The following is a 15,008-nucleotide window of genomic DNA, read 5'->3' on the forward strand; positions in this document are numbered from 1 at the left end:
TATGCAGTTATCGCTGAGAATGCTCTGTGCAATCTGATCAAATCTCCATAGCGACGCTGAAAATCCCAAGTACATAAGAACTTGATATGATATGAGTGTGAATTCCTGTTTGTAAAAATAGTCTTCTATCTGAAAAAATGTCAGAATCAAAAATCCAACCTACAAATATCACCAAGCCTATTCAGTTGTTGGCTGCTTGGTTAGTTGGCTTGCTTGCAATTGATAGTTGTTTCCTTATAGCTGCTGCTCGTATGGAGTCAAGCCTTCCTTCAGCATCCGCTTTAATATGGGCGGCAATTTTTAATGTGCCTCTCTTTCTTGCTGCACTGTTTGTTTTGCAGACAAGATTTCGTCCTGAGCTTCAGGAGGATTTATACTATTCTACTTATATAAATCAGAAGACTAATCAGACCATTTCTGTTACGCGTGACGAGCAACGTTTGGCTACAGCGATGGGGCAGATAGAGAGGCTGGAAATTCTTATAAAAGAATCTGCCGCAAAGAATGAAGATATTAAGGAGGAAAGTAAACTTCTAAATGTAATATTTGGAGTCAATGAAAATTTCTTGGATAAAGAAGAGATTTCTCGTAAACTTCTCGATTTTGGAGTTGGGTCGCACACTTGGTTTGGTGTGGGAAATCCACCTGAAGATCGCGTGGTTTCAATATCTCAATATCTACCAAGGCAAACAAGGGAGGCAATATTTCTAATTATTGAGAGACTGGGTTTTACTAAATACAGACTCTTTGATAATCAGTTGGAGGAAATAGAAGAGGATGTTCTTATCGGATCTTACGGCTCCGGCGGGCGCACGCTTCCGCGGACCGCTATAGGTTTGAGTGCCTCCCAGACTGATTTGCCTACTTAAGTGATTGGCATGGGCTGCTGGATTCGAGTTGTTGAAATCTAGCCTAGGCTCTGCATAGGATATGCATTTGGAGTTTTATATTGAGGGGTGCTATTTGTTGATGTATTAAATGTGTAGGTCAATATTAAGGTTCTGGGTTGTCTAGATAGCCGTCGGGTCCCCGGAAAATTTGCTACCGGCCAAGAGGCTTTTCCTCACCCAAACAACCCCCCCTCATCCAACAACTCAAACGCCACCTCCGGCGTCCTCTCCATCCCCCGCCGAATCGCCGCAGGAATCGCCTGCCGCGTCTTGCTGCACAGCCCGCGCATGGGCAGGACCTCGATCTGTATGCCGCGCACGGTGCGCACTTCGCTGGCGCCGGGTTCGATGCGCACGCGGATGCCAAGCTGCTCATACATGCGCTGCTCCACATGGCGCAGGTCCTGCAGGCTGGTGATCTGTTCGAGCCGCTGCAGCAGGCGTTTTTCCTCTTCCTTGGTGAGGCGCAGGATGCGCTGGTCGGCCATGGAGTCGGTGAGCAGGGCGTCGTGCTCGCAGATGCAGGCGCCCGGAGGGCAGGGGACTCGGATCGGAATCTGAACGGGAAAGCTCATCGATGCCCAAGGAAGATCCGCCCCGGCTGGGGCGGTGCAGGCCATGCTAGTTCAAGGCTGCGGCGGGGCCAAGGGGAAAGTCCTGGGCGCGCCCGCTGCCTGCGCCTGCTGCCTCTTCCCCCTCCCGTATGCACGCGCCTGCGTCGTGGCGGTTGCGGGGTTGCAAGCCTGCCGAAGGACAGGCTTGCTTCGTCATCTGACTCGCCGTGATGTTTGAGTGAAGCGCGCAGCGCGCAACGAGTTTCACGGCGAACCCCGCAGCCGCCACGACGCAGGTTGCCCCGCAGCGAAGCGAAGGGGTCGCGGACATTCGGGTCGCCTTCTTTGATCTGACCTTTCTTGGCGAATCAAGAAAGGGCAGTCGGCTGCCGGGCCGAGACCCGGCCTCTAAAAGAAACCGCCCGGCAGGGGCAAGAAGAGCGCGCGGCGCTCAAATTTGCAGACGTTCAACAACGCAAGGCCGCAGCCGCCAAGTCACACAAACTGGCCCACCCGCCTCACGACTTCTGACTCCTCCCATAAAGATTCTCCAACCCCGCCCACACCCTGCGCGTGAGCGGCTTGCTCTGCGCCGCAGGCCGGCGGTAGAGCCGCACGTTGATGGGCACGTCCTTGTCGGGCCCGGCCGCGCGGGCCAGGCGGCCCTCGGTCAGGTCGGTCTTGACCAGGGTGAGCGGCAGCCAGGCCAGGCCCAGGCCCTGGTGGACCATGGCGTGCAGGGAGTCGGCGAGGTCGGCCTCGTAGACGGTGCGCAGGCGCGTGGTGTCGCACAGCTCGTGCAGGTGGCTGCGCAGGATCTTGCCCAGGGACATGCTTTGCGCGTAGTCCAGGTAGGGCACCAGCGGGCCGCCGCCGTGGGCGGGCAGGGCGTACTTGGGCAGTTGCGGGACCAGGGGGATGCTGACGGGGATCAGCGTGTCCTGGCCCACGGGCAGCCAAGCCAGGTGGTGGCCCTGCAGGCTGCCTTCGATGGCGGGCTGGGCGTGGCACATGAGCAGGTCCACCTTGCCTTGCAGCAGCATTTCCACGCCGTAGTCCAGGCTGGTGGTGACCACTTTCCAGCACAGCTGGGGCATGGACTGGTTGAGGGCGGTGATGATGCCCGGCAGGACGGTGTGCGACAGCGTGCGGCCGGCCGCGATGGTGATGGTTTCATCGCGCGTGCGGTGGGGGCGCTGCAGCAGGCCATGGGTCTGCTCCAGGATGCCCAGCACTTCATGGGCCGAGGCCAGCAGCGTCTTGCCGGCGGCCGTGAGCGTGGTGGACTGGTGGCCGCGCTCGACCAGGGGCGTGCCCGCCCATTCCTCCAGCGCGCGGATGCGGCGGCCAAAGGCAGGGTGGGTAATGTGGCGGCGCTCGGCGGCCTTGTAGAGGCTGCCGGTGTCGGCCAGGGCCTGCAGGTCCTGCAGCAGTTTGAGGTTGAGTTCGTGCATGGGTAGGGTGGGTGCAGGGCTGTGCTGATCCGGCACAGCCCCGCCGCAATCGGCACAGCACCAAGGCGGGGCATGCCTAGCATGGCGGCATGCGAGAGAAGCCCTGTTATGCCTGAAGTTTGCCTCAGGAAGATGCAAAGCCATTTCATTGGCGGTGCGCAGCGCACGGTGCGGGATCTGCCGATCCAGCACAGGGAAGTGGTGCGCAATGGCGGCGAGCGGCCGCTGGACATGAATGGCAGCTATGCCGTGGGCCAGATGTACGCCATGGAGTACCGGCTGGCGCGTCCGCGCAGCCCCCTGCCCGTGCTGCTGTGGCACGGCGGTGGCATGACGGGTGCGCAGTGGGAGTCCACGCCCGATGGCCGCCAGGGCTGGCTGTGGCGCCTGCTGGAGGCCGGCCACGACGTGGTGGTCTGCGATGCCGTGGAGCGCGGCCGCGCGGGCTGGGCGATGTTCCCCGAGATCTATGCCGAGGCGCCCGTGTTCCGCAGTGCCGAGGAGGCGTGGCAGCTGTTTCGCATAGGCCATGGCGCGCCTTCGGGCGACGGTGTGGGCGAGTCCTTCGTTGGCCAGCGGTTTCCACATGCGAATTTTGGTGCCCTGGTGCGGCAGATGGTGCCGCGCTGGCTGGGGCATGAGGCCATGGCCATGGCGGCCTATGACGCGCTGCTGGAGCAGTTCGGCCCCTGTGTGGTGATAGGCCACAGCCAGGGCGGTGGCTTTGCCGCGCATGCGGCCAGCCGCAAGCCGCACCTGGTGCGCGCCGTGGTGGGCGTGGAGCCTACGGGCATGCCGGTGGTGCAGCAGGGGCAACAGGGGCAACAGGAGCAACAGGAGCAACAGGGGGTGGATGCCTTCACGCCTGCCTCGGCCATCCCGCACCTGGCGGTGTGGGGCGACCATTTCGCGCACAGCCCGCAGTGGCAGAAGTACCGCGCGCAGACCGATGTGTATTGGCAGCTGCTGCGCCGCCTGGGCGGCCGCGCCGAGGTGCTGGACCTGCCGGCCGCAGGCATTACCGGCAATTCGCATTTCTGCATGCTGGACACCAATGGCGACGAGGTGCTGGGCCGGGTGCTGGCCTGGCTGGAGCGCCTGGGCCGGTGACTGGAGAGTGCTGGTCCCGAAGAATTTCAACGAGGAGAAAAATCTCATGCAACGCCGCAATTTCATGATCCGCAGCCTGTCTGCAACCACGGCGGCCCTGGCCCTGGGCGCGCTGGCGCCTGCGCAGTCGGCCCTGGCGGCCGATGCCGGCTGGCCCACGGCCGAGCCCATCCGCCTGATCGTTCCGTTTCCGCCCGGCGGCACGGCCGATGTGGTGAACCGCCTGTTCGCGCAGCAGCTGGGCAAGGTGCTGGGCGCCTCGGTGATCGTGGAGAACAAGGCCGGTGCCGGTGGATCGCTGGGCACGCGCTTCGTGGCCGATGCCAAGCCGGACGGCTATACGCTGCTGGGCGCCACGTCCAGCACGCACGGCACGAATCCGGCCGTCTACACCAAGCTGCCCTATGACGCGGTGAAGGATTTCACGCCCATCACCCAGGTGATCACGGTGCCGGGCGTGCTCAGCGTGCATCCCTCGGTCAAGGCGGCCAATCTGAAGGAGCTGATCGCGCTGGCCAAGGCGCAGCCGGGGCATCTGTCGTATGCGTCCTCGGGCGCGGGCGGGCTGGGCCATCTGGCCATGGAGCTGTTCAAGGCCAAGGCGGGCGTGCAGATCATGCATGTGCCCTACCGTGGCGCGGGCCCGGCCTTCACCGATCTGATCGGCGGCCAGGTGTCCATGCTGTGGGAGCCGCTGCCGGCTTCGCTGCCGCACATCAAGTCCGGCAAGATCCGCCCGCTGGCCGTGGCCACGGCCCAGCGCAGCAGCGAGCTGCCCGATGTGCCGACCTTTGCCGAGTCCGGCGTGCCCGGCTACGCCGTGCAGGCCTGGAACGGCCTGCTGGCACCCAAGGGCCTGCCCAAGGACATCCGCGACAAGCTGCACAAGGCCAGCGTGCAGGCCCTGGCCGATCCGCAACTGCGCCAGCGCCTGGCGGAGCTGGGCGGCACGGTGGTGGCCAATACGCCGGAGCAGTTCGGCGCGGTGATCCTCAAGGATGTGACGACCTGGAAGCAGGTGGCCGCTTCGTCGCAGATCAGCCTGGACTGATGCGGCGGGCACCGGGGAAAGCCCTGTGTCCCGGTGCCCACGGGTGGCGGGGCCAGGTGTCGTGACGGTGCCATAGTCCGGGGGTGGCGGTCCGGGCGCGTTGCCTGCGGCCGCGCACAAGGCTGGCCGCCTGATCTGCCGCTCTCAAGCCATGGATATCAACCTCATCCGCAATTTCGTAGAGATCGTGGACGCGCGCAGCCTCAGCGCTGCGGCGCGCAAGCGCGATATCACGCGCTCCAAGGTGAGCAAGGAGCTCAAGGCGCTGGAGACGGCGCTGGGCGTGACCCTGCTGCACCGCACGACGCGCAGCTTTTTGCTGACGGCGGCGGGCGAGGTGCTGTACGAGCATGGGCGCAGCATCATCCAGGAGGTGGAGGCGGCGCAGGGCGCGATCGACGCGCTGCAGCATGTGGTGACCGGCTCGGTGCGGCTGAGCATTCCCACGGGCCTGGGCGAGCTGTACCTGGCCGACATGCTGCTGGCTTTCCAGAAGCGGCACCCGCAGGTGCGCATCCGCGTGCTGTTCTCCAACCGGGTGAGCGATCCCATGAGCGCCCAGGTGGATGTGGCCGTGCGCGTGGCGCGCGACGTGCAGGAGCACCTGGTGGCGCGCGACCTGGGGCCGGTGGGCTTTGGCCTGTATGCCAGCAGCGCCTATGCCAAGGCGCGGCCGTTCCACGACCCCGCCGAGATTCCCCACGGCGTGCTGCTGACGCCGCCCGGCGACGGCAAGACCTATGCCGTCTCGGTGAAAAAGGGGCAGCAGGAGATTGCGCTCAAGTGCGAGCCCTGCATCACCAGCGAGCATTTTCCCTTCCTCAAGCAGTCCATGCTCCGGGGAAGCGGCGTGGCCACCTTGCCCAACTACATGGTGATGGACGAGCTGCGATCGGGCGCGGTGCAGCGCGTGTGCCCGGACTGGACGGTGTCCGGCCTGGGCGACAGGCTGTACATCATCACGGCCGAGGACCGCCGGCCCTCGCATGCCGTCAAGGTGATGACCGAGTTCCTCAGGGCCAGCCTGCTGCGCTTCGTGGAGCAGGCCGAGGTGTCCGGCCCTTAGGCCCTTAGTTCATCACCTTTTAGGTCTTCAGTTCTCCAGCGCAATCGCGTTGTCCGCGATCACCTTGCGCCACATCTGGCCGTCTGCGGCCAGGAAGTCGTCTAGCTGTGCCTGGGTCTGGGGCTTCCTGGCGGCCAGGGTCTGGTTGCCCAGGGCGCTGGCGAATTCAGGGTTGAGCATGACCTTGTTGACGGCGGCCTGCAGGGTGTTGCGCGCGTCCGCGGGCGTGCCTGCGGGCACGGCAATGCCGAACCAGGTGGAGGCCCTGAAGCCGGGCACGCCCGATTCGGCAATGGTGGGCGTCTGCGGCAGGAACTGCGAGCGCTCCGGCCCGGTGGTGGCAATGGCCACCAGCTTGCCGGCCTTGATGTGGGGCAGGGAGGTGCCGGCCACGTCCACCATGAGCTGGGTGTCGTTGGCCATGAGGGCGGTGAGGGCCGGCGCGCTGCCGTTGAAGGGAATGTGGGTGGCGGCCACGTCCAGGCGGGACTTGATCAGCTCGGTGGTCAGCTGCAGCGGGTTGCCCAGGCCGACCGAGCTGTAGTTGAGCTTGCCCGCGTGGGCCTTGGAGTAGGCCTTGAGGTCGGCCACGTTTTTGATGCCGGTCTGGCTGTTGGTGACCAGCACCAGCGGGGCCTCGGCCAGGATGTTGGTGAGCTTCAGCTCCCGGTCGGGGTTGTAGCTCAGCTTCTTGTAGAGCAGGGGGTTGAGCACCATGCTGGCATTGCTGGCCAGCAGCAGGGTGTAGCCGTCGGCCGGCGAGCGTGCCACGGCCGAGGCGGCAATCATGGTGTTGGCGCCCGGCCGGTTCTCCACGACCACGGACTGCTTGAGCTCGGTGGACAGGTGCGTGGCCAGGGTGCGGGCCAGCACATCGACCGAGCCGCCCGGAGCATACGGGGCGATGAGCTTGATGGGCTTGCTGGGGTAGTCGGACTGGGCGAACCCGGGGGCTGCGGCTGCGGTGGCCGCAGCGGCAAGCAGCAATGCGATGGCCTTGTTCATGCGTTGTCTCCTTCTCTTTCGGTGTTGGCGGGTTCAGATCTTGCGCTGCGTCGCGCCCCAGTGGGCGTCGCGCAGCTTTCTTTTGGCGATCTTTCCGTTGTCGTCGCGGGGCAGGCGCTGGAAGGCGAAGCTGCGCGGCAGCTTGTAGGCCGCCAGCCGGCCGCGCAGCCATTCTTTCAGTTCCGCCTCGGGCAGTGTGCCTGACTGGCCGGGCTCGACCAGGGCCAGCAGCCGTTCGCCGTACTCGGCATCGGGCACGCCGATGACGGCGCAGTCTGCTATGCCGGGGTGCCTGAGCAGCTCGTTCTCTATCTCGGCCGGGTAGATGTTCACGCCGCCGGAGATCACCATGTCCGAGTCGCGATCGCAGACGTAGAGAAAGCCTTCCTCGTCCAGGTAGCCCATGTCGCCCAGGGTGATGAGGCCGCCCTGGTCCATCTTGCGGCGGGCCTCTTCGTTGCCCTTGTAGGTGAAGTCGGCATAGGCGGGCTGGCGCACATAGATCAGGCCCACCTCGCCCGTGGGCAGGGCCTGGCCCTGCCTGTCGAGGATGCGGACTTCGGCGTCCTGCAGCGGCAGGCCCGCGCTGCCGGGGTGGGTGAGGGCGTCGGCCGAGCCGATGAAGGTGACCAGGCCCGATTCGCTGGAGGCATAGGTCTCGTTGATGATGGGCCCCATCCACTCGATCATGGCCTTCTTGACCTCGGGCGCGCAGGGCGAGCCGGTGGAGGCGATGAAGCGCAGCGAGGAGATGTCGTAGCGCTCGCGCACCTCGCGCGGCAGCCTGAGCAGGCGCACGTACATGATGGGCACCATGTAGGCGGTGTCGATGCGGTGCTCCTGCACCAGCTGCAGAAAGCGCTCGGGGTCGAAGCGCGGCTCCAGCACCACCAGCTCGCTGAGCATGAGCGCGTTCTGGAAGTACAGGCTGGGCGCGCTGTGGTAGATGGGCGCGGTCAGCAGGGTGCGCGCGCCGGGCTGCAGGCCGTAGGCGGTGGCGATCAGCGCCTGGTTCACGGCCAGGCGCCGGGGCAGTTCTTCCACGGGAAAAGCCTTGCGCAGCACGCCCTTGGGGCGGCCCGTGGTGCCCGATGTATAGGCCATGTGGCCGCGCGGCGCGACCAGCGGGCCGTCGTAAGGAGCCTGGGCGGCCAGCCAAGTTTCGTAGTCCTGCTCCGGCTCGCGTGCGTGGGCGACGCGCCGGGGCAGGTCCGCATAGAGTTCGCCCTTGAGGCCGTCGAGCAGGTCCTGGCTGGTGATGAGGGCGCGGGCGCCGCTGTCGGCCAGGATGTAGTCGATCTCCGTGGCCGTGAAATGCCAGTTGACGGGGCAGTAGTAGATGCCCGCAATGCGGCAGGCATGGACCACGTCGGCGTATTCGATGCCGTTGCGCAGGAAGACGGCCAGCACGTCGCCTTCGGCCAGGCCCAGGCTGCGCAGGCCCTGGGCCAGCTGGCGGCCGCGCTGCTGCTGGGCGGCGCCGGTCAGCGTGCGCTGTTCGAAGACCAGGGTGGAATGGGGCGTGGCGGCGGTGCTCATGTGGGCGTGGCCTCCTGCTCCCCATCGTTGACGTTGGGCTGGTTGGCGGCCTTGGCCATCTGCCGGGCGCGCGCCCAGTCGGCATCGTCCCAGGCCTGGTATTCGGTGAAGTAGGCGCCGTTGGCCAGGGCGTCGCCGCCGTCCAGCGTGATGGTCTGGCCGTTGAGCCAGGTGTTGCCCGGGGCCAGGATGAAGGCGGCCATGTTGCCGATGTCCTCGCCCGTGCCCAGGCGGCGCGTGGGGTTGTCCAGGCGGCGGCGGTCGGCCGAGTCCTCGTTGCCGTCGATCCTGGGGCGCAGGCGCTGGCTGGCGCCCTGGGTGGGAATCACGCCCGGCGCAATCGCGTTGAACCGTATGCGCTTGGGACCCCATTCCACGGCCAGCGATTTGGTCATGGCGTCCAGCCCGGCCTTGGACATGGCCGAGGGCACGACGAAGGGCGAACCCGTGTCCACCCAGGTGACGACGATGGACAGCACCGAGCCCGGCAGCCCTTCGGCGATCCAGCGGCGGCCCACGGCCTGGGTGACGTAGAAGGTGCCCCGGAAGACGATGTCCGAGATGGCATGGAAGCCGTTGATGCTCAGGTCCTCGGTGCGGCTGACGAAGTTGCCGGCCGCGTTGTTGACCAGGCTCGTCAGCGGGCCGTGCTCGGCCCAGATGCGGTCGATGACGGTGTGCACGGCCTCGGGCTGGCGAATGTCGAGTTCATGCGCAAAAGCCTGCGCGCCCGTGTCGTTGTTCAGCATCTCGCAGGCCTGCTGCACCACGGAATGCCGCCGGCCGCACAGGTGCAGCTCGGCGCCCAGTTCCGCCAGCTTGGCCGCCATGGCCAAGCCCAGCCCCGTGCCGCCCCCGGTGATCAGGACGCGCTGGCCCTGGAATAGATTGGCTTCGAACATGCTTGTCTCCTTTTGCTTTCACTCTAGGGAGACAGGGGCGGCTGGCAAAGGAGGGTGGTGGAACGCGGTTGGTTCCGTGGTGGAAACAATGGGCGGGGTTTCGGGCTGTGATCACAGCCAGTTGACGAAGCAGTCCTGCCCTTCGGCAGGACTGCAACCCCGCAACCGCCGCAAGCTGCAAGCCGCAGGCGGGGGCATACGGGGCGGGGTCTGCAGAACCGCCCGGGGGTTCAGGGCGCAGCCCTGTGCCCCGCCTTGCCCGCTGCGCTGCGCAGGTCGGCCACCTGGGCGGCTGTCACATCGGCAGGCTGGCCGCCCAGGGCCGTGCGGGTGTAGTTGGCCAGGGCGGCGACTTCGCCATCGGTCAACTCCTGCATGAAGCCGGGCATGCCGGGCAGGGGCGTAGGGCCCTGCTGGGTGGCCGGGTGCTTGGGCAGGCCGACGAGGATGGCCAGCACCAGGTTGCGGGCGTCGGCCTGGCGCACGGTGCTGTTGCCCTTGAGCGGGGGCATGGTGAGGCTGCGGCCCAGGCCCTCGCTGCCGTGGCAGCTGGCGCACAGCGCCATGTAGTGGCCCCGGCCCGCGTCCAGCGTGCCCGCGCCGTTGCCGGCGCCATTGCCCGCGCTGTTGCCTCCGCTGTTGCCGGTACCGGAATCCGGGGGCGCGGCGGCCGGCAGCGGCTGGGGCGCAGGCGGGTTGTCGCCCAGCAGGAAGGTGGACAGCGCCGTCATGTCCTCGGCCGTGAGGTACCGGGTGCTGTTGGCGATGACCTCGTGCATTTCATCGAAGGCGCTGCCGTGGGCCGAGAAGCCCGTCTGCAGGAACTGGGCCATGCCCTCGCGCGTCCAGCCGCGTGCGGCCAGGGCTTCGGCGGTGATGCCGGGGGCCGTGAACAGCGACAGCGTGCCGCCCTGCAGCCAGCGGTCCTTCTGCATCTGGCCGAACATGCCGCGCGGCGTGTGGCATTCGGCGCAGTGGCCCATGACATTGCCCAGGTACTGCCCGCGCAGCCAGGCCGGGCTCTGGCCCTGCGAGCCCACGGGCAGGGGCGCGCTGGACAGGAACAGCGTCTTCCAGCCGAACATCAGTACGCGCAGGTTGAAGGGGAAGGGCAGGGCGGGCTTGGTGTTGGGCTGGGCCACGGGCCGGATGTTCATCAGGTAGCCGTAGATCAGGTCCGAGTCTTCGCGGCTCATCAGGTGGTAGGAGGCATAGGGCATGGCCGGGTAGAGCTGGCGCCCGCCCGGCGCCGTGCCGCGCGTGATGGCGGCGTGGAATTCCTCGGCCGTCCAGCGGCCTATGCCGTGGTCGGGGTCGGGGGTGATGTTGGTGCCGTAGAGGGTGCCGAAGGGCGTGGGCAGGGGCTTGCCGCCCGCAAAGGGCTGGCCTTCCCGGGCGCCACCTATGCCACCCACCCCGTCATGGCAGGCCATGCAGTCGGCGGCGCGCGCCAGGTACAGGCCCTGGGCCAGCTGCTGGGGGCTGCGGTGCACGGCCTGCGGCTCGCGTTGGGGCACATGGGGCCGGTTCCCCCAGACGGCGGCAATGGCAAACAGCACGGCCAGCAGCAGGAGGACGAGCAGCAGCCCGCGCCAGCGGCGCCTGGGCCTGCGCGGTGGCGGGGGGCGGGCACCGCTGTAGTCGGCAGGTGGCGCGGCGGTGGGGGAACCGGTGGCGGCGGTGGGGGCGGCTGCGCTGGGGTCGGCGGCGGACATGGCGCTCATCCTTTCAAGGTCAGCCCGGGCGTGTTCAGGACCAGGTCCTTCACGGCCGCGTAGTAGCGCACATAGCCGGTGCAGCGGCACAGGTGGGGCTGCAGCGCCTCGCCCACGACCTGTTCCACATCGGCCGCGCGGATGGGCGCCTTGGCCAGGCGCTCGACCAGCACCGTGGCCGCGATGACGAAGCCCGGCGTGCAGTAGCCGCACTGGAAGCTGAAATGCTCCAGGTACTTTTGCTGCACGGGGCTGATGGCGATGACCTTGCGCGGCTGGCCCGAGGTGCCCGAGGCGCCCGGGGCTGATGGGGGCGCGGTGTCCGCGCCGGCCGGGTCGGCAATGCCTTCGATGGTGCGGACCTTGCGGCCCTGGAAGTAGTGGGCGCCGGTGATGCAGGTGCGCATCTCGCGGCTGCCCTCGGGACCGTCCACGATGACGGTGCAGGCCCGGCATTCGCCGATGCCGCAGCCCAGGCGCGAGCCGGTGAGGTTCAGGTATTCGTGCAGGAAGTCGATCATGGGCATGCCTTCGGGCACGTCCATGGGGCCGACGCTCTGGCCGTTGACGGTCAGCGACAAGGGGCGCGGGACAAGGCTCATGGTGCGAGTGCCTCCCTGATCTTTTGCGGGGTCACGGGCAGGTCGTGGAAGCGCTTGCCTATGGCGTGGTGCAGTCCGTTGACGATGGCGGCGACGATGGGAATCATCACCACCTCGGCAATGCCCTTGGGCGGATCGGTGTCGGACAGAGGTGCCAGCAGCTCGGCCGTCTGCTTCCAGACCGCCACCTCGCTGCCGCGCGGCAGGTGGTAGCGGTGGAAGTTCCAGTTGCCGTCGCCGGGGCCGCCCTCGTACAGCGGCATGGTTTCGTACAGCGCATGGCCTATGCCCATGGCAATGCCGCCTTCGAGCTGGCCGTGCACCAGCTCGGGCACGATGGGTCGCCCGCACTCCATGATGGAGTGGTGGGCCAGCAGCTCGACCGCGCCCGTGCCCGTGTCCACCGCCAGCTCGACCAGGGCCGCATTGGCGCTGTAGTAGGTGACGCCCGCGTTGTTGCGCTGCATGGGCGGATAGAACAGGTTGCGCCGCGCAATCATGCGGTAGCCGGCGGCGCTGCGCCGCGCTGTGAGAGAGGCCTCGACGGGCGTGGCCGCCTGCGGCGTGTCGGTGGTGTCAGAGGCCGGCGTGACGGCGGCAGCATCGGGCGCGCTGCCCAGGCGCACGGCCAGCGCGTCCAGCGGCCGGCGCGCGCTGGTGCCCAGGATGTCGAAGTCGGCCTCGGCCCATTGCCAGCGGTTGAAGGTATGGCCCACGGCGCCCGTGACCAGCTGCATGGCATGGGCCTTCTGGGCCAGGGCCTGCAGGGACAGCGGCTGCATGCCGTTGGCCGTGAGCATGCCGTTGACCCAGCGCGCGTCCTCGCGGCGCACCACGTAGGGCGCCTTCTGGCCGCCGCCCGTGCCCTGGCTCCAGATGGCGACGGCGGCCGGCCACAGGCCGTGCTCGAAGACCACGCGCGCCGTCTCGCTGGTGGCGTGGCTGTAGTAGTAGGCCGAGTTGCTGGCGCTGGCCGGCGAGGCGTAGACCGGTGTCCACAGCGGCCGGGTGGCGAAGCGGTCCTGGTCGGCCTGGGGCATGGTGTAGTTGTCGCCCTCGGCCTTGAGCGGCAGCTCCGGCCAGTCCAGGCAGGCGGTCTGCAGCTCGTCGGCGGGCTTGCCGAACCATTGCACGCACAGCTGGGCCTGCGAGGTGCCCATGCCCGTGCCGATCTCGGTGCCCGAGTGGTGCAGCAGCACGCGGCCCTGGGGCGATATCTCTATGCGGGCGAAGGCCGCCTCGCCGCCCGTGCCAAAGTCCTTTTGCACGCAGGCAAAGCCCACGCCGTAGCGCTGGCCAGGGTGGCTGGCCTCGTAGGCGGTCTTGCGCTTGGCGCGCTCGGTCCACAGCGGATGGCGGCGGGCGCGCTCCAGCACCTCGTCGGCGCGCAGGGCGCCAGCGGCAATGGCGCCCTGGGTGTTCTTGGCGCCCGAGGTCAGCACGTTGCGCAGGCGCAGCTCGATGGGGTCGATCTGCAGCAGTTCGGCGATTTCGTCCACCATCATCTCGGTGGCCGCCATGCTCTGCAGCGTGCCGTAGCCGCGTGCCGAGCCCGCATCCAGCGCGCGGCTGGCCAGTGCCACGGCGGTGATGTCGTTCTTGGGAAAGTAGTAGATGGACTGCGCCGCCGTGCCGCCCACCATGGCCACCGAGGGCGAGAAGTTGGCCCGGCCGCCGCCATTGGCCGTCATGCTGGCCACTAGGCTCTGGAAGAGGCCGGTCTTCCTGTCGATGGCCATGGTGTAGTCGATCTCGAAGGCATGGCGCTTGAGCGAGGACTGGAACTGCTCGAATCGGTCATTGGCCAGGCGCACGGGCTTGCCGTCCGCATACAGCGCGCAGACCAGGCCGTAGTAGGGCATGGGCGCGTGGTCCTTGGAGCCGTAGCCCACCGTGTAGCACGGGTGCACGAAAAGGTTCTTGAGCGGGAACCTGCTGGCCTGCACCATCTGCGCAGCCCATTCGGCCACCTCGTGCGGCGACTGCGTGGCCAGCACCATGTGCAGGCTTTGCGTGGCCGCGTCATACCAGCAGTTGGCGTTGTCGGGCTCCAGCGCGGCCGTGTCCACCGATTGCGTGGCGTAGTGGCGCTGCAGCACCAGCCAGTCGGCCGGCGGCGTGGCCAGTTCCTGGGCGATCTGCTCGGCCGCGCGCAGGCCGCGTGCCGTGACCGCGTCGGCCTTGGAGATCTGCGGCCAGACCAGCGGCTTGCGTTCGGCGGGGAACAGCGGGGCATCGCGCAGGCTGGAGAACACGTCGTCGTCAAAGGCCGTGGCGCCGCCCTGGCGCACATAGCGGAACACGCCCCAGGGCGGACGGTCCAGCGCGCCCGTAATGCGGCCGTAGCGGATGACGCCGGCCGTGGCCTGCAGCCTTTCCTTGGCAAAGCGAAAGCGCGCGAAGTCGTGGTAGATGAGGATGGCCACGGCCTGGCCCAGGTAGGCGGCGGTCTTGCCTGCGGGCAGCAGCATGTCTTCGCCATAGAACTCGGGAAAGGCCAGGCCGTCGCGCGCCAGGTCCTCGGCCGTGACCACGCGGTCGGGCGCCAGCTCGCCGTCCAGGGAAGACAGGTCCATTCCATCGAACAGCCGGTCGGCCAGCGTGGTGCGCACGATGAAGGCATGGGATTGCTGCTGGGGCCAGTGCGGCATGTCGCGTGCGCGGATGTCGCGGGCGAAGACCTTGGCGCCCATGACCTTGGAGCGGCCATCGAGCCGCATGCGCGGCAGCTGCGTGGCCGGCTCGCGGGCCACGCTGCCCAGGACGCGGTCTTCAAAGAGGGCTGCATAGGCCTGGCTGGCCAGCGGCGCCACCCAGACGCTGACGCCTGCGATGGTGGCGGCCTGCAGAAAGCCGCGCCGCGACAAGGGAGCCGTGCCGGCCTGGCTGCCGGCGCCGGAGTGTTGTTCTGGGCGCATGGCGCTCTTCTCCTGTGGGGTTGAGCCCACTGTAGGAGGGCGCATGCCGCGCGGCCTGTCAGCAAAGGCTGCTTCTGGCGTCAGCGCGGCGGCAGCGGCAGGTGCTTGCCATCGTCAAAAGCAGGAGCGGGCCAGGGCCGCCAGGCCGCGACGGCAGCGTGCCGGCCGCACTGTCAATCAGACGCCGGCGCAAGAAGGGCCT

The 15,008-nt window shown here is 67.0% G+C and carries 12 protein-coding genes; 4 read left to right on the plus strand and 8 right to left on the minus strand.

Annotated features, from left to right (window positions below; genetic code table 11):
• Window positions 1–137 precede the first annotated feature (137 nt).
• Complete coding sequence (locus ACUTR7_RS10605) at window positions 138–869, plus strand: hypothetical protein (RefSeq protein ID WP_445608802.1); 732 nt, start codon at window positions 138–140, stop codon at window positions 867–869.
• 194 nt (window positions 870–1,063) lie between these two features.
• On the opposite strand, the gene ACUTR7_RS10610 is transcribed toward ACUTR7_RS10605, so the two are convergent.
• Together ACUTR7_RS10610 and ACUTR7_RS10615 are read right to left on the minus strand one after the other, a co-directional pair.
• Window positions 1,064–1,510: a hypothetical protein gene (locus tag ACUTR7_RS10610; protein ID WP_445608803.1), complete on the minus strand. Its 447-nt coding sequence runs from the start codon at window positions 1,508–1,510 to the stop codon at window positions 1,064–1,066.
• A 452-nt stretch (window positions 1,511–1,962) separates the two neighbouring features.
• Window positions 1,963–2,898: a LysR family transcriptional regulator gene (locus ACUTR7_RS10615; protein WP_445608804.1), complete on the minus strand. Its 936-nt coding sequence runs from the start codon at window positions 2,896–2,898 to the stop codon at window positions 1,963–1,965.
• Between the two features lie 132 nt (window positions 2,899–3,030).
• Here ACUTR7_RS10615 and ACUTR7_RS10620 point away from each other — a divergent pair, with 132 nt between their 5' ends.
• The 3 genes from ACUTR7_RS10620 (at window position 3,031) to ACUTR7_RS10630 (ending at window position 6,125) form a co-directional block, all read left to right on the plus strand.
• Complete coding sequence (locus tag ACUTR7_RS10620; RefSeq protein ID WP_445608805.1) at window positions 3,031–4,008, plus strand: alpha/beta fold hydrolase; 978 nt, start codon at window positions 3,031–3,033, stop codon at window positions 4,006–4,008.
• A gap of 46 nt (window positions 4,009–4,054) precedes the next feature.
• Window positions 4,055–5,059, plus strand: coding sequence for a tripartite tricarboxylate transporter substrate binding protein BugE (locus ACUTR7_RS10625; protein WP_013802855.1), 1,005 nt, complete (start codon window positions 4,055–4,057; stop codon window positions 5,057–5,059).
• Window positions 5,060–5,210: 151 nt separating this feature from the next.
• Complete coding sequence (locus ACUTR7_RS10630; protein WP_016448094.1) at window positions 5,211–6,125, plus strand: LysR family transcriptional regulator; 915 nt, start codon at window positions 5,211–5,213, stop codon at window positions 6,123–6,125.
• 27 nt (window positions 6,126–6,152) lie between these two features.
• On the opposite strand, the gene ACUTR7_RS10635 is transcribed toward ACUTR7_RS10630, so the two are convergent.
• The 6 genes from ACUTR7_RS10635 to ACUTR7_RS10660 form a co-directional block, all read right to left on the minus strand.
• Window positions 6,153–7,130, minus strand: coding sequence for a Bug family tripartite tricarboxylate transporter substrate binding protein (locus ACUTR7_RS10635; protein WP_012205004.1), 978 nt, complete (start codon window positions 7,128–7,130; stop codon window positions 6,153–6,155).
• 33 nt (window positions 7,131–7,163) lie between these two features.
• Complete coding sequence (locus ACUTR7_RS10640) at window positions 7,164–8,669, minus strand: acyl-CoA synthetase (protein WP_445608806.1); 1,506 nt, start codon at window positions 8,667–8,669, stop codon at window positions 7,164–7,166.
• Window positions 8,666–9,571 (minus strand): SDR family oxidoreductase, encoded by a 906-nt coding sequence (locus ACUTR7_RS10645; protein WP_016448092.1) that lies wholly within the window; start codon window positions 9,569–9,571, stop codon window positions 8,666–8,668. The genes ACUTR7_RS10640 and ACUTR7_RS10645 overlap by 4 nt, the downstream gene beginning before the upstream one ends.
• A gap of 230 nt (window positions 9,572–9,801) precedes the next feature.
• The gene (locus ACUTR7_RS10650) at window positions 9,802–11,286 is read right to left on the minus strand and encodes a c-type cytochrome (protein ID WP_445608807.1); all 1,485 of its coding nucleotides are present in this window, start codon (window positions 11,284–11,286) and stop codon (window positions 9,802–9,804) included.
• A 5-nt stretch (window positions 11,287–11,291) separates the two neighbouring features.
• Window positions 11,292–11,888 carry a (2Fe-2S)-binding protein gene (locus ACUTR7_RS10655; protein ID WP_278533749.1) on the minus strand — a complete coding sequence of 199 codons (597 nt, stop codon included), beginning with the start codon at window positions 11,886–11,888 and terminating at the stop codon, window positions 11,292–11,294.
• Window positions 11,885–14,806, minus strand: coding sequence for a xanthine dehydrogenase family protein molybdopterin-binding subunit (locus tag ACUTR7_RS10660; RefSeq protein ID WP_445608808.1), 2,922 nt, complete (start codon window positions 14,804–14,806; stop codon window positions 11,885–11,887). The genes ACUTR7_RS10655 and ACUTR7_RS10660 overlap by 4 nt, the downstream gene beginning before the upstream one ends.
• Window positions 14,807–15,008 lie beyond the last annotated feature (202 nt).

It is taken from the genome of Delftia sp. NA_296.1 (genome assembly GCF_052692095.1).

What these genes read in the sequence shown, in the direction of transcription:
- ACUTR7_RS10640 (WP_445608806.1), bottom strand. Translation starts at nt 8,669, where the DNA reads ATGAGCACCGCCGCCACGCCCCATTCCACCCTGGTCTTCGAACAGCGC.
- ACUTR7_RS10645 (WP_016448092.1), bottom strand. Translation starts at nt 9,571, where the DNA reads ATGTTCGAAGCCAATCTATTCCAGGGCCAGCGCGTCCTGATCACCGGG.
- ACUTR7_RS10660 (WP_445608808.1), bottom strand. Translation starts at nt 14,806, where the DNA reads ATGCGCCCAGAACAACACTCCGGCGCCGGCAGCCAGGCCGGCACGGCT.
- ACUTR7_RS10630 (WP_016448094.1), top strand. Translation starts at nt 5,211, where the DNA reads ATGGATATCAACCTCATCCGCAATTTCGTAGAGATCGTGGACGCGCGC.
- ACUTR7_RS10610 (WP_445608803.1), bottom strand. Translation starts at nt 1,510, where the DNA reads ATGGCCTGCACCGCCCCAGCCGGGGCGGATCTTCCTTGGGCATCGATG.
- ACUTR7_RS10605 (WP_445608802.1), top strand. Translation starts at nt 138, where the DNA reads ATGTCAGAATCAAAAATCCAACCTACAAATATCACCAAGCCTATTCAG.
- ACUTR7_RS10635 (WP_012205004.1), bottom strand. Translation starts at nt 7,130, where the DNA reads ATGAACAAGGCCATCGCATTGCTGCTTGCCGCTGCGGCCACCGCAGCC.
- ACUTR7_RS10625 (WP_013802855.1), top strand. Translation starts at nt 4,055, where the DNA reads ATGCAACGCCGCAATTTCATGATCCGCAGCCTGTCTGCAACCACGGCG.
- ACUTR7_RS10615 (WP_445608804.1), bottom strand. Translation starts at nt 2,898, where the DNA reads ATGCACGAACTCAACCTCAAACTGCTGCAGGACCTGCAGGCCCTGGCC.
- ACUTR7_RS10620 (WP_445608805.1), top strand. Translation starts at nt 3,031, where the DNA reads ATGCAAAGCCATTTCATTGGCGGTGCGCAGCGCACGGTGCGGGATCTG.
- ACUTR7_RS10655 (WP_278533749.1), bottom strand. Translation starts at nt 11,888, where the DNA reads ATGAGCCTTGTCCCGCGCCCCTTGTCGCTGACCGTCAACGGCCAGAGC.
- ACUTR7_RS10650 (WP_445608807.1), bottom strand. Translation starts at nt 11,286, where the DNA reads ATGTCCGCCGCCGACCCCAGCGCAGCCGCCCCCACCGCCGCCACCGGT.